Source organism: Vibrio sp. SSH13-20 (assembly GCF_040104475.1).
In the GTDB taxonomy this organism is placed as follows: Bacteria; Pseudomonadota; Gammaproteobacteria; order Enterobacterales; family Vibrionaceae; genus Vibrio; species Vibrio harveyi.
Window position 1 is genome coordinate 1 of the sequence record NZ_JBECOU010000014.1, and the last position, 20,678, is coordinate 20,678.

Consider the following 20,678-nt stretch of genomic DNA (forward strand, 5'->3'; position numbering starts at 1 on the left):
TACGCTTGAAGGGATAAATAACAAGATAAAGTTAATCAAGCGGATGGGGTATGGCTATCGAGATACCGATTATTTCTTCTTAAAGATAAAAGCGGCTTTCCCCGGAAAGCCGCGATGAACCTTTTTTTTTGCGTGGAACTTTTTTCCTTTTCCTTCCTCTAACTCAATGAAAGCAATGCATTTGAGGTTTCAACCTCGTCAAAACGAACAAAATGCAACCCATTGAGTAAAAACATTTAGCAAACAATCATTTTCCTTCTATTCTTATTTCTGTAACAAAACTGTTGCTTAATGCACCACGTAAGAATAGGAGAGCTCAAGGACTGGTTCCTTCGACAATGATTTTTTGAGGTAATCCTCACGCTATTTGAGATATGACTCTGTCAATTTGTCTAAGGCAGCACAAATCTCTAAAGCCAAGTACCTCAACTGCACTTAATACTATTGCTGTCACAATAATTTTTACGCGAAAAACGTAGAATAACTGGGCTAGGTAAGAGATAAGGAAGAGTAAATATGAGACTGTTTAAGCGCTATACACCAGGTATGATTGCTAAACACATAAGTCGTCTTTTTAAAGGAAGAATCTATATTTACGGAGTCGGTAAGTTCGAGTTTGATAACGGAAAATTGATGTTGCCAGAGAAAGCTGAGAAACGTCACTTTCAGGCAGTAAAAGAGATTAACCAAGAGATTATGAAGCTCAGATGCGCATACGCTTAGCTTAAACATCGATGTAAAAAGAAAGGCTGGATTAACCAGCCTTTTTTGTATCTTTTGTTTGCGAAGCGAAGAACGTATTTATTGACGCGCTAGTTCCGGCAGGTTGCCTTTCAAACCTAATGCACGCTTCATGATTTCATCTTTCGCACCCGGCAGTTGTCCTGCTAGGCTCAAACCAATACCACGAACCAACTTCTTGGCAGGATTCTCACCAGAGAACAGATCACGGAAGCCTTGCATTGCCGCTATCATCTTCGCCGCTTCGGCTTTACGCCAACGCTCGTAACCACGTAGATTACGTTTGGTGCCAATGTCTTGCCCTTGCTTCCACAGTGCCAACACTTCTTGCGCTAAGCTTGCTGCATCTAATAAACCAAGATTCACACCCTGCCCTGCCAGCGGATGAATGGTATGGGCAGCATCGCCAACTAACGCCACGCGTTCAACCACAAAGTCACGCGCATAACGCATCTTAAGTGGGAATGCTGCACGTTCGCCAACTACTTCACACATGCCTAAACGTGCATCGAATTCGCTAGTCAGTGCTTTATTAAACTCTTGCTCGTTCATCGCCAGCAGTTGCTCTGCGCGATTTGGATCGGTAGACCAAACAATCGAACACATGTGAGGATCAGACATTGGAAGGAAAGCTAATGGACCTTGCGGTGTAAAGATCTGACGCGCAACACTGTTGTGTGGGTCAGCGGTTTTCACGTTCGCAACAAGCGCGCTATGACCGTAATCCCAATGCGTTAGTGGGATATCCATTTGGTTACGCAGCCAAGAATTTGCACCATCAGCGCCAACCACTAACTTCGCTGTCATAGCTTGACCATTATCGAGCGTTAGCCAGCTTTCTTGCTCACCCACCGCAAGCGTTGCACAACGAGCAGGCATAAACAGCGTCACGTTATCGAGCTTTTGAACTTGCTCTAGCAGCGCCAATTGAATTACGCGGTTTTCAACGATATGACCAAGATCCGGTTGAGCCATGCTCTGCGCATCAAATGCGATATTCGCGAAGCTGTCTTGCTCCCACACTTCCATCGCATGGTATGGTGAAGCGCGACGCTGCTCGATACCTTGCCAAGCACCAAGCTTGCGAAGGATGGTTTCACTTGAACGGCTCAACGCCGACACACGTACATCTGGCAGTTCATTTAGGGTGTCGTTTGGCACTGCACCTTCGATAACGGCTACTCGCAGGTCACTGTCCTTAAAAGCGGCAGCTAATGCTAAACCCACCATTCCACCACCGATGATGGCGATATCTACACTTTGCATCATTGCTTTTGTTACCTAATTCGTTGCCGTTTATCGTTTCACTAGACCAAGTGTATGGCGTAGCAGCGGCTGCTTAAAAGTAGAAAGGTTATCCATCGTTGCGAGAGCAAGGTTACGCCCAATTCGCATCGCCGGTAAATCATTTGAGAAAATATGCACGAGAGAGCTAGTTAACCAAATCGTTTCGCTGCGATCATCTTCACGGCGCTGGCTAAATCGCATCAAACCTTGGTAGCGACCGGCATCTTCAGCTTGCTTAACCACCTCTTCCGCTAATGATGCCACATCACGAATACCAAGGTTGAAGCCTTGCCCAGCAATCGGGTGAAGCGTTTGTGCAGCATTGCCGACAATAGCAAAGCGGTGCGAAATGTTCTGCTTACGATGACGCAGAAGAAGCGGATAGCTCGCGCGTTGTCCGACTTTCTGCATCGCACCTAGTCGCCAACCAAAATCGTTCTGCAAGCGCTCAAGAAACTCTGCGTCAGACAAGTTCACGACGCTTTGCGCTTCTTCAGGACGCAGACACCATACTAACGACATACGGTTATCACTCATCGGCAACAGTGCGACTGGACCATTCTCTGTAAAGCGTTCAAAAGCGCGACCTTGATGAGGCTCTTGCGTCACAATATTCGCGATCACTGCCACTTGGTCGAAATCATGCTCAGACAGTTCTAAACCGATTTGCTGGCAACATTGCGACACAGCGCCATCAGCAGCCACTAGCAACTTAGCTTCCAGCTTCTCACCGCTGCTCAACTCAATGTGTGCTTTGTCTTGCTCACGCTCGATGTTCGCAACCGAATCAGGGCAAAACAGAGTGATTGCTTTGCTCTTATCCAAGAGCTCTTGGTAGACACGACCTACATCGGCAAGTTCCACTACGTAGCCAAGGGCTTCAACGCCAACTTCGTGCTTGGTAATCTCAGTCATGCCCGCATGAGAGCGGTCAGAAACATGAATATGTTCAATTGGAGTTGCACAAGGCTCGATAGCAGACCACAACTGCAAGTGACGCAGAATGTTAACGGTACCGTAGGACAAAGCAATCGAGCGCGAATCAAAGCCCGGATGTTGATCCGATTGAGCTTTAAAAGGCTCAACAACCGCAATTTGCAGCGCGCCTTTAGATAAACGGTCGATTGCCAACGCAAGTGTGGCACCTGCCATGGCTCCACCAGCAATTACAACGTCATATTGCCTCATGCTAACCTCTAGAAGCTATTCGATAATGGGAAACAAGTGATTAATGAATCGTTGGTTTGTTTTCGTTGCTTTCAGGACGAGCACCAAACTCTGCATGAATAGTTAATACGCAGGCTTTAACGTGTTCGATTACTTGCTCTAACAATAGTGCTTGCTCGCCTAGATCATCATCTTCATCAATGCCCAGTTTGGCAATTTCTTCTAGATCCGCTAAGGCTTCTTTTGCATCGTCTGACGCTTTATCAATCGCAATACCCGCTAAACCCATTCCTGAGATAAAGTGGTTCACAAAATCAGACACACCATCTGCTAGTGCGAACAAACCTTCTTCACCCGCTTCATCAGGAAGCAGCAAAGACAACTCCATAGAAGTGCCAGTTAGCTCGTTAACGGTTACTTGGAACACGCTTTGTGCCAGTGCTAATGCGCTTGATGGCCAGCCCATACCTTCGTTGGTGTAATCAAACAGAATTGGTTGCCAGGTTTGGTCGTTAATCGCCAATCCACCACTGAGCATGCCAACAAGTAGACCATGCAACTCTGCTGGTGTCACAGCAAGGCTTGCAGATTTCAATTCGGCAGCAATAGATTGGTATTCAGGAAGGGTGATTTCACTCATAATCTTGGCTCATTCTTGCGTAATAATGTATCGACATATCCTACCATCAAGCCTAGTCGGCTGAAACGGCTATCAAATTCAATTTTGGACACCATTTGAGCAATTTGCCCAATTCCTGTGTGATCACTTCACCATTTTTCTTTCTGTGAAGGGAAATGCTTGAATCTTAATAGCGGTTTTCCTATAGTTTCCTCCTCGGTAGTTGTATAACGCAACGCCTTAGATAGCGCGAATATAGAGTTTATTCATCATGAGCAATCAAGCGATCGACGTTGAAATCCTTGGCAAAATGACACGAGTGAATTGTCCTGCGGGGCAAGAAGAGTCACTAATTACAGCGGCTAAAGATCTTGATCGTCGATTGAAAGAGATGAGCGAGCGTACTAAGGTAACCAATGAAATTCAGCTACTGACCTTTGCTGCATTGAACATTTGCTATGAATTGCATACCAAATCATACGAATCTAACGGTCAGCAACAAGAAATTACTGAGCGAATGGAAAAGCTCACCGCGTCTTTAGAAAGCGCGCTTAGTAAAGTGAAGCAAGGATAGCAGTAGATACCAAATTTACCCTGGGGTGTGCGTCAGTTGGATTTAAGTCCCTGAGCCGATAAGCAATACCAAAGGGTTAGTACTTGATAGCTATTGAGCAAGCTTGGCATGCACCGAGAAGCCTACGGTTATCATTGCTGATCCGCCTTGAACCAGCTGGTTCAAGGGCCACAATCCTCAACGGCACCCTGGGGTATCCTCTCTATGTCTGACCTATCTCGACAAGAATTCCGCAAACTTATCCGCGAAAAACGCAACGCACTTTGCAGCGATACTCAGTTTCAAGCTGGACGCGATCTCGTTCACCAGTTTTCGCAGTTACCGGAAATCAAAAGCGCACAGCACATTGCTATCTATTTGTCTGCCGATGGCGAGTTAGACACCAAACCTCTGATTGAATCACTATGGCAGCAAGGTAAGTCGATTTACCTGCCCGTCATTCATCCTTTCTCTAAAGGTCAATTACTCTTCTTGCAATACATCGATGATGAACAGTTGATATACAACAAATACGGAATCTTAGAACCTGCGCTTGATATCCGCTTCCTCAAACCAGTTCGTGAGCTTGATGTCATTTGCACGCCACTAGTCGGATTTGACAGTGTTGGGCATCGCCTGGGAATGGGCGGAGGCTACTACGACCGGACGCTTTCACGTTGGTTTAGTACTGGAGAAGGCGCAAAACCTATCGGCATCGCCCATGATTGTCAGCATGTCGAGCATCTTCCCGTCGAAAGTTGGGATATTCCATTACCTAAGATCGTGACTCCAAGCCAAATCTGGCAATGGGAAAAGTAACGCTTAACCGCTATAATCACGCCGCAAACGTTAACGAACATCTATTCAGGAGATTGGCATGACTCAAGATGAAATGAAGAAAGCGGCTGGTTGGGCAGCACTTAAATATGTTGAGAAAGGCAGCATTGTCGGTGTTGGTACTGGCTCTACCGTGAATCACTTCATCGATGCCCTAGGCAGTATCAAAGATGATATCAAAGGCGCAGTGTCTAGCTCTGTTGCTTCTACTGAGCGTCTAAAAGAGCTTGGTATCGAGGTTTACGAGTGTAACGACGTAGCAATGCTAGATATCTACGTTGATGGTGCAGATGAAATCAACGCAGCGCGTGAAATGATCAAAGGTGGCGGTGCTGCACTGACTCGTGAAAAGATCGTTGCGGCTATTTCAGAAAAATTCGTATGTATCGTTGACGGCACAAAAGCCGTTGACGTACTTGGTCAGTTCCCACTTCCTGTAGAAGTTATCCCAATGGCACGCTCTTACGTGGCTCGTGAATTGGTAAAACTAGGTGGTGACCCTGCATACCGTGAAGGTGTAACAACGGACAACGGCAACGTGATCCTAGACGTACACAACATGCAAATCACTAACCCGAAAGAACTTGAAGACAAGATCAACGCCATTGCAGGCGTAGTAACTGTGGGTCTATTCGCTCACCGCGGTGCAGACGTGGTTATCACTGGCACACCAGAAGGTGCGAAAATAGAAGAATAAATCATTAGATGATTTAAATTTTCTGTTATTTCATTACAGACGGCGCCCTAGGGCGCCGTTTTTTCTTCCTTTTTCTAAGAAAAGCATGCCTTATTCCGTAATTTTCTTACCCAAAGCAAAAATTTTTTGTTACTTTATTGAACAGAAGACGCACAAGGAAACGTTTGTCTTCCGACAAAACTGTTAATTATCCCCTTTTTAATAGTTTTGCTTTATGTGCGCCACATTAGCCCACCTTTCCATTTTAAGGACGAGAAAAATGGCCAAAGTTTCACTGGAAAAAGAAAAGATTAAGATCCTCTTGCTAGAGGGACTCCACCCTTCTTCAGTTGAAGTTCTTCAAGCAGCTGGCTACAGCAACATTGAATATCACAAAGGTTCCCTTCCGGAAGAAGAACTGATTGAAGCAGTAAAAGACGTGCACTTCATCGGTATCCGTTCTCGAACGAACTTATCGGAAGAAGTGATCAATGCAGCGAACAAGCTAGTTGCAATTGGCTGTTTTTGTATTGGTACCAACCAAGTTGATTTAGGCGCGGCAGCAAGCCGTGGTATTCCTGTTTTTAATGCACCATTCTCAAACACGCGCAGTGTTGCTGAACTAGTATTAGGTCAGATCCTACTCCTTCTTCGTGGTATTCCGGAAAAGAACGCGCTAGCGCACCGTGGTATTTGGAAGAAGAGTGCAGACAGTTCTTACGAAGCACGTGGTAAGCGTCTGGGCATCATCGGTTACGGTCACATCGGTACTCAGTTGGGTATCATTGCAGAAAACTTGGGGATGCGCGTTTACTACTACGACATTGAAAACAAATTGTCGCTAGGTAACGCTACGCAAGTGTTCACTATGAGTGAGCTTTTGAACAAGTGTGACGTGATTTCTCTACATGTACCAGAAACACCAGAAACCAAGAACATGATGGGCGAAGAAGAGTTTGCTCGCATGAAGCCGGGCGCTATCTTTATCAACGCCGCGCGCGGTACCGTGGTAGACATCCCTGCTCTATGTCATAGCTTAGAATCTGGTCATATCTCAGGAGCAGCGATTGACGTGTTCCCTGTAGAGCCGAAAACTAACGCCGATGCGTTTGAGTCTCCACTGCAGAAGTTCGACAACGTAATCTTAACTCCGCACGTCGGTGGTTCAACGCAAGAAGCGCAAGAAAACATTGGTGTTGAAGTTGCTGGTAAACTAGCGAAATACTCTGACAACGGTTCAACCTTATCAAGTGTGAACTTCCCAGAGGTATCATTGCCTGAGCATCGTGAATGTTCACGTCTATTACACATCCACAAAAACCGCCCTGGTATCCTGACGCAAATCAACACCATCTTTGCTGAAGACGGCATCAACATCGCAGGTCAGTACCTACAAACTGCCGCTGAGATCGGTTACGTAGTTATCGACGTTGAGACTTCTCGCGCAGAAGAAGCACTAGTGAAACTAAAAGGCATCGAAGGCACAATCCGTGCTCGTATCCTTCACTAATCTATTTGAACAAACACAAAAGGCAGGGATTCCCTGCCTTTTTTCGTTTTATTCGTCCGTATTTACTTAAGCATTATTTCAGCCTGTAAACCACATCCACTTGGTCACGAATCACGAGTGTAGAGTCTTGGTAACTGTTTGTACTTTCTCTTGCATCCATTGCCATTGAACGCATCAATACCGGGCGAGCATGCATTTGGTTATAGTTGATCTGCCAAACGTCTCCTAACTTCTTATCAAATCCGGTCGCTAATGAGGCAGCTTTACTCTGCGCGTCTTTAATCGCTGCCATGCGTGCCTTTTGCTGATATTCAGACTGGTTGCTCACTTTTAACTGAATATTGTCGACTTGGTTGATGCCGGCTTTCAGCGCCATGTCCAAGTACTCATTCAAGTTCGCAAGATCATTGACCGTCACGTCAATGCTACGTGATGCACGGTAACCCACAAGTTCCGCCTTGCCCGATTTTGGGTAGTGATATTGTGGAGCCAAGTATAAGTTTGAGCTAGTAATGTTATCTTTTGATAAACCTGCATCTGCAAGGCTCTTAAGAAACGCATCAACTGTATTGTCGACCGATTGCTTCGCTTGCTCTGCTGTCATTGTCGTATCAACTACCTTCACAGAAAAAGTAGCCATATCTGGTGTTGCAACTACCTCACCGTAACCAGTGGTTGATACATGGGCAAAACTTGGTACATCGCTCGCAAACACAGAAATACTGGTAAGGCTTAATGCAGACGCCAATAAACATGAAGACAGTTTCATTCGACAAATCCATCCGTTTTGAAAGATTAAGGTCACTCCAGTGTCAGATTTCATCTCAAGAGACTCGGTGAACACTGTAGCAACTGAGTTGGTATCCTAGCTTCAACGAGGAGAGACGCCAATGAACTGGAGTGTATATAGACTCATCATAGAAACTTCTGCCAATTATCCAAGCGCCCTAAGCGACTTCTAACACAACTTTGACTGTGTTACTTCGCAGTGATTTCAACTTAAAACGCGAGCCAACTGGGAACTTATTGCGGTAAATGTTGTTGAGCGTAACCAATAATCGCTTGTGAGATTTCTTGAAGAACCCCCGTTTCTAGCTGCCAGTGGTGCCAGTAAATTCGATAGGACATCAAAAAACCCGGCGTAATATCAATCAACTTACCATTTTCTAATTCATCGGTGATCTGTAATCGAGGAATCAAACAATAAGCCACACCTGCTAACGCCATCTTGAGGAAAGCTTCTGAGCTACTAATGTTGTGATGGATGACACTGTCAGGTCTTACGTTGAAATGTTCAGTCAAAAACTTCTTATGCAGATCATCATATTGGTCGTAAGACACCGCCGGCGCTTTCGCGAGTGTTTGATTGTTAACCCCTTCAGAGAAATAGCGTTGATAAAATTCTGGGTTGGCGACACAGACATAATCGATGCGACCGAGATAGTCTGCACGACAGCCCGGGATGGCTTGAGATTCCAAACTGATAGCCCCTGCAACCTCACCACTTCTTAGCTTTTCAATTGAGCGCGATTCACCGTAGATGGTTAACTTAAGCTCCACTTGGCGATGCTTCATTACATCCTGCAGCGCAGGTAACAACCATGTTGCGAGGCTATCTGCATTAGTCGCCAAGGAGAGTTGTACAGGGCGAGTGGTAGTGTCGTTCTTCAGTTCAGGGAGGATTTCATGCTCTAGAAGTCTAACGCGGCGATATAGTCCAAGTAACTTCTTACCAATCGGTGTCGGCTTTGGTGGTTGCTCACGGATAAGTACAGGTTGAGCAAGATACTTTTCGAGCTGTTTAATTCGCTGGGAAATAGCTGATTGTGAAACAAATAAGTGTTCTGCTGCTCGGTCAAAACTGCCTTGATGCACGACGGCATCTAAAGCTTCTATCCATTTATAATCCAATCCTCGCACGTGCTTTTCCTCCCTAACAAACGCCAAACACACAAGATAAGTAACACTAATAATATATTAAAATCATTAATTATACTTATTTCAATAAAAGCTTTATCTTCCATTTCTCTGTTGTTCTATTGCTAATTTTTGAGGTGTGTTGTGAGCTTTTGGGTGTTATTACAAGGATTCGGTTTAGGTGCGACGATGATCATTCCAATCGGTGCGCAGAATGCGTACGTCCTTAACCAAGGTATTAAGCGTCAACATCACCTGACGACTGCGACTATCTGTAGCATCCTAGATATGATCTTCATTTCGCTCGGTATTTTCGGTGGCGGTGCGATCCTGTCGCAAAATGAAATCCTACTGACATCGGTGACATTAGGTGGTATCGCTTTCTTGAGCGTTTACGGTTTGCTGTCACTAAAGAGCGCATTCAAACCATCTGATGCATCGGAGTCAAAAAGTGAAGTGGTCGCACGCGGTCGTCGCACTGTAATTCTTGGCGCACTTGCCGTCACCGTTTTGAACCCACACCTATACTTGGATACTGTGGTGATCTTGGGATCCATCGGTGGTCAGTTCGAAGGCAACGATCGCATCGCATTTGCAATGGGAACCATCATGGCATCATTTGCGTGGTTCTACACGCTGTCATTAGGTGCGGCGAAATTAGGTCCGACGCTCTCAAAACCAAAAGTGAAAAAAGGCATCGATATTGCGGTTGCCGTTATGATGTTTACTATCGCTTTTGCTCTCGCAAATGAGCTAATCACCAAATACTGGTAAAGAAAAATAGGAAAGAAATACGACATGGAGTCACTGCAGAAAATCTACCAACTCAATCGAGAGCGGTTTAGTGCGCTCTCCATCCCCTTTCGAGAATGGCAGCATGAAGCCATTCTCGACTTTGAAACCGATATCAAAGTTGCCGCTGAACTCGGCTGGACAGGCACTCACACCAAGAGCCTTTTTCTCAAACTGAAAGGGTTAGGTTACGCCATATACTTGACCGACAAAGACTCGCGTTTAGACTCTAAACAAATCAAAACCATTACCGGCAAACGACCTTCAATTTGTAGTGATGATGAAATGATCGAACAACTAGGCTGCGTACCCGGTGCGGTTTGTCCGATAGGGTTACCAGAGCATGTCACTATCATTGTGGATACTGCACTTTATCAACATGAAGAATTGCTCTATACCCCGGGTTTACCCGAATCGACTTTCGGTTTTGCAGGCAAAGAACTCAAGCGACTACTCCTAGCCGGCAGTAATACTTTATTAGAAATATAAAAGCGCTAGAGATAAAAAAAGCGAGGCAAACGCCTCGCTTTTTATGTTCTCAATCGAAGTGATTAAGCTTCTACTTTGTTCAAGTGAACATCCATTTGTGGGAATGGAATTTCGATGCCTGCTTCGTCTAACGCTTCTTTGATTGCTTGAGTAGAATCGAAGTAAACGTCCCAGTAATCCGCTGTTTTACACCATGGGCGAACCACAAAGTTTACTGAAGAGTCAGCTAGAGCCAGCACACCAATTTGGATTGCTGGATCTTTAAGGATACGCTCATCTTTTTCTAGCACATCACGGATAACTTGCTTAGTTTGTTTAAGGTCAGCGCTGTAAGAAACACCGATAACTAGGTCTACACGACGCGTAGCGTGGCGAGAGTAGTTAGTGATTGCACCACCGATAACTGATGAGTTCGGTACAACAACCATTTTGTTGTCAGGTGTTTTTAGTACAGTTTGGAAGATTTGAATTGCTTCAACACTACCCGCTACACCGCCAATTTCTACGTAGTCACCAGACTTGAATGGACGGAATGCAACAATCAGTACGCCCGCAGCGAAGTTAGATAGTGAACCTTGTAGAGCAAGACCAACAGCAAGACCTGCCGCACCGATTACCGCAACTACAGATGCAGTTTGAACACCGACACGACCTAGTGCCGCGATAAGTACGATAACGAATAGAAGGTAACGAACTAAACCATTGACGAATTCAACAACAGCTTTGTCCATCTTTTTCTTTTCAAGCACTTTTGAAACGCTGTTTGCTACCGCTTTAACGATAATGTTACCGATAAATAGGATCAGCAATGCAGAAATGATGTTCACACCGTATTGAATAAGAAGATCTGAGTTGTTATTTAGCCATGTTTCAGCTTTGCTCAAACCATCTGTTAAAGAGGTATCGATACCCATCGATTCACCTGCCATAATTCGTATCCTCAAAATAAAGATATTAAATCTAATTGCCGTTAATTTATGAACCTTGTTTTTTATAGGTTCTTATTCACAACAACATCCCTATTGTTTTCCTGAACAGTGTCAGATTTTTGGCACAATATCTCAAAACTGAAATTTTGCAAAGTCAGAGTTTAGCAAAGACCTACAAAACAAAGCTTTATCAGAATTTTCTGATACCGGCATGTTACAGAGTACGCAATGGATTTACATTCCGCCACACTTTTTACTTGGTTTTCTGCCACTTGATGCGGAAATGCGCTGAGTTTCGAAATTTGTACCAACATGAAGGGATATGAAGTTAGGCGATCATATAGCAGCTGACTAAGTTATCAATTGCACGCAGAGGAAGAATAGGATTTGTCTCATTGTTTAGACATAAAAAAACCCGCTCTAAGAGCGGGTTTTTAGAAACTCAGTTGAGACGAATTATAGTACGTCTACTGCGTTTAGGTCAGCAAATGCTTTCTCTAGGCGAGCGACCATTGAAGCTTGACCAGCACGTAGCCATACGCGTGGATCGTAGTACTTCTTGTTTGGAGCGTCTTCGCCAGTTGGGTTACCGATTTGACCTTGTAGGTAATCGTGGTTGTCAGCTTCGTACTGACGGATACCATCCCAAGTTGCCCACTGTGTATCAGTATCGATGTTCATTTTGATAACACCGTAGCCGATAGACTCTTGGATTTCTGCTTCAGTAGAACCAGAACCACCGTGGAATACGAAGTTTAGAGCGTTTGGTGCGATACCGAACTTCTCTGCACAGTATGCTTGAGAGTCACGTAGGATAGTTGGAGTTAGAACAACGTTACCTGGCTTGTAAACGCCGTGTACGTTACCGAAAGAAGCTGCGATAGTGAAGCGGTGTGAAACAGCGCTTAGTTTCTCGTATGCGTAAGCAACGTCTTCTGGAGAAGTGTATAGCTCAGATGCGTCCATGTGAGAGTTATCAACGCCATCTTCTTCACCACCAGTACAACCAAGTTCGATCTCGATTGTCATGTTCATCTTAGCCATGCGCTCTAGGTACTTAGCACATGTTTCGATGTTTTCTTCTAGAGACTCTTCAGAAAGGTCTAGCATGTGAGAAGAGAATAGAGGTTTACCAGTTTGAGCGAAGAACTCTTCACCAGCGTCTAGTAGACCGTCGATCCATGGAAGAAGTTTCTTAGCAGCGTGGTCAGTGTGTAGGATTACTGGCACACCGTAAGCTTCAGCTACAGTGTGAACGTATTTAGCACCAGCTACAGCACCAAGGATTTGAGCACCTTGACCTTCAAGTTTCACGCCTTTACCAGCGAAGAAACCAGCACCGCCGTTAGAGAACTGAACAACAACTGGAGCTTTAACTTTTGCAGCTGCTTCTAGTACTGCGTTTACAGAATCAGTACCAACAACGTTTACTGCAGGAAGAGCAAATTTGTTTTCTTTTGCTACTTCAAATACTTTCTGAACGTCATCGCCAGAGATAACACCTGGTTTTACGAAGTCGAAGATCTTAGACATGGATGTAATCCTATTTATCTGTCGTTTTTTAAACAAAACTTGTTAAATTGAAAAATCTTGCAAACGTTTGCTCACAACTGAGGCTATTCTAGCAGAGTTCCACTCTCGTTGCAGCAAACAAGAAAGCGGGAGATGACTCCCCCGCTTTGCGATTATTACTTAGCGCGTGCTTCTAGCATTTCAACTGCTGGAAGTACTTTACCTTCTACAAACTCAAGGAAAGCGCCGCCGCCAGTAGAGATGTAAGATACGTCAGCTTTGATACCGAACTTGTCGATAGCTGCTAGCGTGTCACCACCACCTGCAACAGAGAAACCTTCAGAAGCTGCGATAGCTTCAGAGATACCTTTAGTACCTGCTTCGAAGTTCTTGAATTCGAATACGCCTACTGGACCGTTCCAAAGGATAGTCTTAGCGTTCTTAAGGATTTCTGCTAGTTCAGCAGTTGAATCTGGACCAAGGTCGAAGATCATGTCGTCGTCTTGTACTTCAGAAACGTGCTTGATTTCAGCTTCTGCGTTCTCATCGAATGCTTTCGCACATGCAACGTCAGTTGCTACTGGAATTGCACACTCGTCCATTAGCTTCTTCGCTGTTTCAACTAGGTCTGCTTCGTATAGCGACTTACCAACGTTGTGACCAGCAGCTGCGATGAATGTGTTAGCAATACCACCGCCAACAACTAGTTGGTCAGCGATTTTAGATAGAGACTCAAGAACAGTTAGCTTAGTAGAAACTTTTGAACCACCTACGATAGCAACCATTGGACGAGCAGGCTTGTCCATTGCTTTACCTAGTGCTTCTAGTTCGTTTGCTAGTAGAGGACCAGCACATGCTACGTCTGCGTGCATACCAACACCGTGAGTAGATGCTTGTGCACGGTGAGCTGTACCGAATGCGTCCATTACGAAGATGTCACATAGAGAAGCGTACTGCTTAGATAGTTCTTCTTCGTTTTTCTTCTCGCCTTTGTTAAAGCGAACGTTTTCAAGAACGACTAGTTCACCAGCGTTTAGTTCTAGACCGTTTAGGTAGTCTTTCGCTAGTTTAACTTCGCAGTCTAGTGCGTCGTTTAGGTAGTTAACTACTGGTTGTAGAGAGAACTCTTCAGCGTATTCACCTTCAGTTGGGCGACCTAGGTGAGAAGTAACCATAACTCTAGCACCAGCTTCTAGACAGTGCTTGATAGTTGGAAGAGATGCGATGATACGTGCATCTGAAGTTACTTTACCGTCTTTTACTGGCACGTTTAGGTCAGCACGGATAAATACACGTTTACCTGCAAGATCCAGGTCAGTCATCTTGATTACAGACATGATGTGTCCTCTCAAATATTAAATAATTAAAGTTTTTAAAAACTCGGCAATCCTGCCAAGCCCGTTAATTCTTCAAACTGGTTATTGATATGGAGATACGTCAGATTTATTTCAAGGCTTAAAATAAAAATTTTCTCCATCGCTTATTCACTCTTATTGCTCCACCTGTGAAGAAGCTTGCATTGCTAAAGCGGTATCCAGCATCCGGTTAGCAAAGCCCCATTCGTTATCGCACCAAACGAGCATTTTTACGAGTTGCCCGTTACTCACTCTTGTCTGAGTTCCATCCACAATTGCACTATGGGGATCGTGATTAAAGTCGATGGAAACGAGTGGCGATTCAGTATAGTCAACAATGTCACGTAATGTACACTGAGATGCGTTAACAATGGTTTGATTTACGTCATTAACTTTCACATTTGTACTAATTGTGACACTTAAATCCATCGCAGTGACGTTAACTGTTGGAACTCGAACCGAAATTGCTTCAAATTTGTTAGAAAATTTCGGGAAGATTCTTTCAATTCCTTTATGCAACTTAGTGTCCACCGGAATAATCGATTGACTGGCAGCACGAGTGCGACGTAAATCATTGTGATAAGCGTCGATAACCTGCTGATCGTTCATTGAAGAGTGAATCGTTGTGATAGTACCCGACTCTATGCCGAACGCCTCGTCCAAAACTTTGATGATAGGGACAATACAGTTGGTGGTGCATGAGCCGTTCGACACCACGCGGTGTTCGTCTTTGAGAGTTTCGTGGTTCACACCATAGATAATGGTGTTATCGAGATCGCTTGCGCCAGGGTGTGAGAACAGAACTTTATGAGCCCCTGCTTCAATATGGGCTTGTCCGTCAGCTTGTGAGCCGAAGACGCCAGTACAATCCAGTACGATATCGACTTCTAAGTCACGCCATGGCAAAAGTTCGATTTCAGCAAGGTGGAGGATTCTAATTGGATCGTATTCGCCACTGTCGTGGTGAACGTAGAGGTGTTCTTGGTCATGCGAGATTTTCTTTCCGAAACGACCATGACTAGTATCATACTGAAGAAGATGTGCCATCGCTTCTGGTTGAGCCAGTTCATTAACTGCAACAACCTTGATCTGCTGGTGCTTACCGCTCTCGTATACTGCTCGCAGTACATTACGACCGATACGTCCAAATCCATTGATCGCAACTTTTAGCATTTATCCTTCGCCTCACCAAAAATTCGTGTCACAGATAGTACCTGATACGAAGACTGAACGCATTAAGTAAGTGATCTCCCTCGCGGTAAACTATCTTTTCACTTCCCGAAATATTCATTTCACTAATATATTGATTTCTGACATCGCATGTTTCGCTTGGCATTTTAACTCCTTGTTTGACCACCAAAAGGAAATGCGTATGTCAGGTTTTCCCACTGCTCACTTTTGCAAGCGATGCAATAGAGAAACACCACACTCAGAGGTGCTGGTCCGTAAACCAAGCAGTTACGATACGGATAAATCGATTCTTGGAACCTTAAAACTTTGGGCTCATACCCTGATAAACGGCGGTCACTATTACGATATGGATCGTTATGTCACTTGTAAGGAATGTGGACACAAAGAGAAGGATAACTGGGGAAACGAATTTGAATAGGCACAAAAAAACCGAGCACTAATGCTCGGTTTTTCATTTCTAGCGCTAAATTACGCTAATAGTTCTTTTGCTGTGTTCACTACGTTTTCTACAGTGAAACCAAACATTTCGAACAGTTGGTCAGCCGGTGCAGACTCACCGAATGTTGTCATACCGATGATACGACCGTCGAAACCAACGTACTTGTACCAGAAGTCTGCAATGCCCGCTTCTACAGCGATACGTGCAGTTACGTCAGATGGCAGTACTGATTCACGGTAAGCTGCGTCTTGCTTGTCGAATGCATCTGTTGATGGCATTGAAACAACGCGCACTTTCTTACCTTCAGCGGTTAGTTGCTCAGCCGCTTTCACTGCTAGTTCAACTTCAGAACCAGTTGCAATTAGGATTAGCTCAGGCTTGCCATCGCTGTCTTTCAGGATGTAAGCACCTTTCGCGATGTCCGCTACTTGCTCAGCCGTACGCTCTTGTTGTGCAAGGTTTTGACGAGAGAAGATAAGTGCAGATGGTGCATCTTTACGTTCAATCGCCAGTTTCCATGCAACTGCAGACTCAACTTGGTCACATGGACGCCATGTGCTCATGTTTGGAGTCAGACGTAGAGACGCGATTTGCTCAACTGGTTGGTGAGTTGGACCATCTTCACCAAGACCGATAGAGTCGTGCGTGTAAACTTGGATGTTCTGAACTTTCATCAGAGCAGCCATACGCATAGCGTTACGAGCGTATTCCATAAACATTAGGAATGTTGCACCGTAAGGAACAAAACCGCCGTGTAGTGCGATACCGTTCATGATCGCTGTCATACCGAATTCACGTACACCGTAGTGGATGTAGTTACCAGAGAAGTCGTTCGCTTCTAGAGACTTAGAACCAGACCACATAGTTAGGTTAGAAGGCGCTAGGTCAGCAGAGCCGCCCATGAATTCTGGAAGCATTTGACCAAACGCTTCTAGTGCGTTTTGAGATGCTTTGCGTGATGCGATGTTCGCAGGGTTTGCTTGAAGGTCTGCAATGATTTGATTTGCTTTCTCTTCCCACTGCGCAGGAAGTTCGCCATTTAGACGACGCTTAAGCTCTGCTGCTTCTGCAGGGTAAGCCGCTGCATATGCTTCGAACTTCGCGTTCCAAGCCGCTTCTTTCTCAGAACCTGCCGCTTTAGCATCCCACTCAGCGTATACGTCCGCAGGGATTTCAAATGCTGGGTGTTCCCAACCTAGGAATTCACGCGCTGCTGCGATTTCTTCAGCACCTAGTGGTGCACCGTGACAGTCGTGTGAACCAGATTTGTTTGGTGAACCAAAACCGATGATAGTTTTAGTACAGATAAGTGTAGGGCGTGGATCTGCTTTCGCAGCGATGATTGCTGCGTTGATCGCTTCAGAGTCGTGACCATCTACAGCAGGGATTACGTGCCAGCCGTAAGATTCAAAACGCTTAGGCGTGTCGTCAGAGAACCAACCTTCAACGTGACCATCGATAGAGATGCCGTTGTCATCCCAGAATGCGATCAGTTTGCCAAGACCTAGCGTACCAGCAAGAGAACATGCCTCGTGCGAGATACCTTCCATCAGACAGCCATCGCCCATAAACACGTAAGTGAAGTGATCAACGATGTCGTGGCCTTCTTTGTTGAACTGAGCCGCTAGTGCTTTCTCAGCCATCGCCATACCAACAGCGTTAGTGATGCCTTGACCTAGAGGACCCGTTGTAGTCTCGATACCAGGTGCGTAGCCGTACTCTGGGTGACCAGGAGTCTTAGAGTGAAGCTGACGGAAGTTCTTAAGATCGTCGATAGATAGCTCGTAACCGCTCAGGTGCAGTAGAGAGTAAATCAGCATAGAGCCGTGACCGTTAGACAGTACGAAACGGTCGCGGTCAGCCCACTCTGGGTTAGCTGGGTTGTGGTTTAGGTGAGAACGCCAAAGAACTTCAGCGATATCAGCCATACCCATAGGTGCGCCTGGGTGGCCAGAGTTAGCTTGTTGAACACCATCCATGCTAAGAGCGCGGATTGCATTTGCGAGCTCTTTGTTTGAAAGAACGTTACGAGAAGACATGTCTGCTCCTGAGTGCATTAAGCGAATTGATAAAGGAATGTGGGCACATTAACCGAGTAAACTGGGCATAAAAAGTGCGGACAACATTCTCTCAAAGCCAAAATCCGACTGCAAACGTTTTACTCACCATTTTTGCGGTTTTAACTCAATCTTTTCGCACTTAATAGGTAATTTATTAGAAATTCACCCCATCAAAAGCAAACGATTGGGAAATAAGCTAGGCGAATTCAAATCGAAAAAGAGCTTGTAATTCGACTGTGGGAAATTAAAATAGACGTCTAGATGTAGAAACACCTACAAACTGTATTGTATTTTTCGTGGCAAGCTTGCGTTAGTTAGCCATGAGTAAACCTTAAGATTGGAGCTATCATGGCTAAGCACCTGTTCACTTCTGAGTCGGTATCAGAAGGTCATCCAGATAAAATCGCAGACCAAATCTCTGACGCAGTTCTTGATGCAATTCTTGAGCAAGACCCGAAAGCACGTGTTGCTTGTGAGACTTACGTTAAAACCGGCATGGTTATGGTTGGTGGTGAAGTAACGACTTCTGCATGGGTTGATATCGAAGAAATCACTCGTGAAACTGTTCGTGAAATTGGTTACGTTCACTCTGATATGGGCTTTGATGCGAACTCGTGTGCGGTTCTAAACACCATCGGTAAGCAGTCTCCAGACATCAACCAAGGTGTTGATAAAGCAGACCCTAAAGAGCAAGGCGCAGGCGACCAAGGCATCATGTTTGGTTACGCTACAAACGAAACTGAAATTCTAATGCCAGCTCCAATTACTTACTCTCACCGCCTTGTTCAAAAACAAGCTGAAGTTCGTAAGAGCGGTAAACTAGATTTCCTTCGCCCAGATGCGAAATCTCAAGTAACTTTCCAATACGACCAAGGTAAGATTGTTGGTATCGATGCTGTTGTTCTTTCAACTCAACACTGTGATTCAGTAACAACACCTGACCTACGTGAAGCGGTAATGGAAGAGATTATCAAGCCAGTATTGCCTTCAGAGTGGATCACTAAAGACACGAACTTCTTCATCAACCCAACCGGTCGTTTCGTTATCGGTGGCCCAATGGGTGACTGTGGTCTAACTGGTCGTAAAATCATCGTAGATACTTACGGCGGCGCAGCTCGTCACGGTGGTGGTGCGTTCTCTGGTAAAGATCCATCGAAAGTAGACCGCAGCGCAGCTTACGCAGCACGTTACGTAGCGAAAAACATCGTAGCAGCTGGCATGGCTGACCGTTGTGAAATCCAACTTTCATACGCTATCGGTGTTGCTGATCCAACGTCTATCATGGTTGAAACGTTCGGTACTGAGAAAGTATCACACGAAATCATTATTGAAGCGGTTCGTCAACACTTCGACCTACGTCCATACGGTCTACAAGAAATGCTTAACCTGCTTCAACCTATCTACAAGCAGACGGCAGCATACGGTCACTTCGGTCGCGAAGAGTTCCCATGGGAAGCAACGGATAAAGCAGCTATCCTACGCGATTTCGCAGGCATCAAGTAATCGAGCCACGCAAGAATCGATAAAGCCCTCGCCTCTGGCGGGGGCTTTTTGTTTCTGCCCCTTCTTCTCCTTCTCATGTCTTCTCTTGAACAAAAATTCAGCAATTATTTGTAAATTGCCCCATCTCTGCCAATAGTTAACATAATGTTAAATGCACTTTTCGATGTATATAACGTAAAGAACTATGATGCAGGCTCACGTGGCTAATAGAGTCATGAAAAACGTCAGCCAAACATCTTTATATGGCCTAGGTGCCACCGTGGGAATAAATCAAGGAGGAGTTATGCCTCGTACCGTGAACCCGTCTGACTTCCAAGGTAAACGAAAGGAAGTTCCAGATAATGAATACGCCAGAACCATTCCGTGCAATACCGTTAGCTTATCGGCACCATTCCATTGGCTCGCGTTGGGTCTGCATGACTTTGTCCGCATGCCGCTCATCAGCGCCTTCTACGGCATCTGCTTTATGGCAGCTGCGATTGGTATCGTGCTTCTGGTTCAATGGCAAGGCACGCATCTTGTCGTGATGCCAAGCCTGATTGTTTACATGTTAATCGGGCCATTCTTAGCCCTCGGCTTATATGATGCAAGTTGGGAGAGAGAACGCGGACACAAACCAAGCTTATTCCATTCAATGAAAGCCATTGGACGCAACTCTAGCTCTCAGTGGGCATTTGCTGTGATGCTCGCGGTATGTATGATTTTCTGGATGCGAATTGCTGCCCTGCTCCATGCTCTATACCCTTCTGTACAAGGCGCTCCACTGACTGAGTTCTTGCCTTTCTTAGTTATTGGTTCGCTAGTAGGTTTTGTCTTGGCTTGCGTGGTATTTAGCATTTCAGCTTTCTCAATTCCACTCATGATGGAACGTCGCGTCGATATGATGACTGCCGTTTTCACCAGCTTTAACGCCGTGAAATCCAACATTCCTGCGATGATCGTATGGGCAGCCATAATTTGTGGTGGTATCTTAATCGGCTTCGCGACGTACGGTATTGGTATGCTCTTCACCATGCCAATCCTAGGTTACGGCACATGGCATGCGTACCACGCGACAATTAAGAAAAAACACACGCCTTAGAAAACTGATGCTATGATCCA

General features: G+C 45.2%; 21 protein-coding genes and 1 other RNA gene. 12 read left to right on the top strand and 10 right to left on the bottom strand.

Features of this window, described 5'->3' with window-relative positions:
• Together ABMY42_RS24665 and ABMY42_RS24670 are read left to right on the top strand one after the other, a co-directional pair.
• Nucleotides 1-118: transposase (locus tag ABMY42_RS24665; protein WP_131169860.1), on the top strand; the 118-nt coding region annotated here is incomplete at its 5' end.
• 398 nt (nt 119-516) lie between these two features.
• Nucleotides 517-723, top strand: coding sequence for a DUF1107 domain-containing protein (locus tag ABMY42_RS24670; protein ID WP_005449772.1), 207 nt, complete (start codon nt 517-519; stop codon nt 721-723).
• Between the two features lie 78 nt (nt 724-801).
• Here ABMY42_RS24670 and ABMY42_RS24675 read toward each other — a convergent pair whose 3' ends face one another.
• The 3 genes from ABMY42_RS24675 to ABMY42_RS24685 are packed head-to-tail and all read right to left on the bottom strand — an operon-like array spanning nt 802 to nt 3,835.
• Nucleotides 802-2,010, bottom strand: coding sequence for an FAD-dependent 2-octaprenylphenol hydroxylase (locus ABMY42_RS24675; RefSeq protein ID WP_017817662.1), 1,209 nt, complete (start codon nt 2,008-2,010; stop codon nt 802-804).
• A gap of 27 nt (nt 2,011-2,037) precedes the next feature.
• Nucleotides 2,038-3,216 carry a 2-octaprenyl-6-methoxyphenyl hydroxylase gene (gene ubiH, locus ABMY42_RS24680; RefSeq protein WP_005449769.1) on the bottom strand — a complete coding sequence of 393 codons (1,179 nt, stop codon included), beginning with the start codon at nt 3,214-3,216 and terminating at the stop codon, nt 2,038-2,040.
• A gap of 40 nt (nt 3,217-3,256) precedes the next feature.
• Entirely contained in the window at nt 3,257-3,835 is a 579-nt protein-coding gene (locus ABMY42_RS24685) for a YecA family protein (RefSeq protein ID WP_009699857.1), read from the bottom strand.
• A 250-nt stretch (nt 3,836-4,085) separates the two neighbouring features.
• On the opposite strand from ABMY42_RS24685, the gene zapA reads away from it, so the two are divergent.
• The 5 genes from zapA to serA all read left to right on the top strand — a co-directional run bounded on the left by zapA (nt 4,086) and on the right by serA (nt 7,390).
• Complete coding sequence (gene zapA / locus ABMY42_RS24690; RefSeq protein ID WP_005449766.1) at nt 4,086-4,388, top strand: cell division protein ZapA; 303 nt, start codon at nt 4,086-4,088, stop codon at nt 4,386-4,388.
• 14 nt (nt 4,389-4,402) lie between these two features.
• A non-coding RNA gene (gene ssrS / locus ABMY42_RS24695) (6S RNA) lies at nt 4,403-4,587 on the top strand.
• Nucleotides 4,588-4,592: 5 nt separating this feature from the next.
• Entirely contained in the window at nt 4,593-5,186 is a 594-nt protein-coding gene (locus ABMY42_RS24700; protein ID WP_005449765.1) for a 5-formyltetrahydrofolate cyclo-ligase, read from the top strand.
• A gap of 58 nt (nt 5,187-5,244) precedes the next feature.
• Entirely contained in the window at nt 5,245-5,901 is a 657-nt protein-coding gene (gene rpiA / locus ABMY42_RS24705) for a ribose-5-phosphate isomerase RpiA (RefSeq protein WP_038898667.1), read from the top strand.
• Nucleotides 5,902-6,160: 259 nt separating this feature from the next.
• A complete protein-coding gene (gene serA / locus ABMY42_RS24710) occupies nt 6,161-7,390 on the top strand; it encodes a phosphoglycerate dehydrogenase (RefSeq protein ID WP_005449764.1) in 1,230 nt (409 codons plus the stop codon).
• Between the two features lie 73 nt (nt 7,391-7,463).
• Here the strand turns inward: serA and ABMY42_RS24715 are convergent, their stop codons facing one another.
• Together ABMY42_RS24715 and ABMY42_RS24720 are read right to left on the bottom strand one after the other, a co-directional pair.
• The gene (locus ABMY42_RS24715; RefSeq protein WP_009698785.1) at nt 7,464-8,159 is read right to left on the bottom strand and encodes an oxidative stress defense protein; all 696 of its coding nucleotides are present in this window, start codon (nt 8,157-8,159) and stop codon (nt 7,464-7,466) included.
• A gap of 254 nt (nt 8,160-8,413) precedes the next feature.
• Nucleotides 8,414-9,310 (bottom strand): LysR family transcriptional regulator ArgP, encoded by an 897-nt coding sequence (locus ABMY42_RS24720; protein ID WP_005449760.1) that lies wholly within the window; start codon nt 9,308-9,310, stop codon nt 8,414-8,416.
• A gap of 141 nt (nt 9,311-9,451) precedes the next feature.
• On the opposite strand from ABMY42_RS24720, the gene ABMY42_RS24725 reads away from it, so the two are divergent.
• Together ABMY42_RS24725 and ABMY42_RS24730 are read left to right on the top strand one after the other, a co-directional pair.
• Nucleotides 9,452-10,081, top strand: a complete 630-nt coding sequence (locus ABMY42_RS24725) for a LysE/ArgO family amino acid transporter (RefSeq protein WP_005449759.1) — start codon at nt 9,452-9,454, stop codon at nt 10,079-10,081.
• A 24-nt stretch (nt 10,082-10,105) separates the two neighbouring features.
• Complete coding sequence (locus ABMY42_RS24730; RefSeq protein ID WP_009698786.1) at nt 10,106-10,588, top strand: YbaK/EbsC family protein; 483 nt, start codon at nt 10,106-10,108, stop codon at nt 10,586-10,588.
• Nucleotides 10,589-10,650: 62 nt separating this feature from the next.
• On the opposite strand, the gene mscS is transcribed toward ABMY42_RS24730, so the two are convergent.
• The 4 genes from mscS to epd form a co-directional block, all read right to left on the bottom strand.
• Entirely contained in the window at nt 10,651-11,517 is an 867-nt protein-coding gene (gene mscS / locus ABMY42_RS24735) for a small-conductance mechanosensitive channel MscS (RefSeq protein WP_005436480.1), read from the bottom strand.
• A 456-nt stretch (nt 11,518-11,973) separates the two neighbouring features.
• Nucleotides 11,974-13,050 (bottom strand): class II fructose-bisphosphate aldolase, encoded by a 1,077-nt coding sequence (gene fbaA, locus ABMY42_RS24740; protein WP_005449757.1) that lies wholly within the window; start codon nt 13,048-13,050, stop codon nt 11,974-11,976.
• A 155-nt stretch (nt 13,051-13,205) separates the two neighbouring features.
• Nucleotides 13,206-14,366, bottom strand: a complete 1,161-nt coding sequence (locus tag ABMY42_RS24745; protein WP_349266895.1) for a phosphoglycerate kinase — start codon at nt 14,364-14,366, stop codon at nt 13,206-13,208.
• Between the two features lie 153 nt (nt 14,367-14,519).
• A complete protein-coding gene (epd, locus tag ABMY42_RS24750; RefSeq protein ID WP_009698787.1) occupies nt 14,520-15,557 on the bottom strand; it encodes an erythrose-4-phosphate dehydrogenase in 1,038 nt (345 codons plus the stop codon).
• Nucleotides 15,558-15,756: 199 nt separating this feature from the next.
• Here epd and ABMY42_RS24755 point away from each other — a divergent pair, with 199 nt between their 5' ends.
• Complete coding sequence (locus ABMY42_RS24755) at nt 15,757-15,993, top strand: hypothetical protein (RefSeq protein WP_005449753.1); 237 nt, start codon at nt 15,757-15,759, stop codon at nt 15,991-15,993.
• 50 nt (nt 15,994-16,043) lie between these two features.
• On the opposite strand, the gene tkt is transcribed toward ABMY42_RS24755, so the two are convergent.
• Entirely contained in the window at nt 16,044-18,053 is a 2,010-nt protein-coding gene (gene tkt / locus ABMY42_RS24760; protein ID WP_047512970.1) for a transketolase, read from the bottom strand.
• Between the two features lie 369 nt (nt 18,054-18,422).
• Between tkt and metK the strand changes: the two genes are divergently transcribed.
• Nucleotides 18,423-19,577 (top strand): methionine adenosyltransferase, encoded by a 1,155-nt coding sequence (gene metK / locus ABMY42_RS24765; protein ID WP_005449748.1) that lies wholly within the window; start codon nt 18,423-18,425, stop codon nt 19,575-19,577.
• Between the two features lie 283 nt (nt 19,578-19,860).
• On the top strand, nt 19,861-20,658 hold the full coding sequence (locus ABMY42_RS24770) for a DUF2189 domain-containing protein (protein WP_005449746.1): 798 nt from the start codon (nt 19,861-19,863) through the stop codon (nt 20,656-20,658).
• The last annotated feature ends 20 nt before the right edge of the window (nt 20,659-20,678 follow it).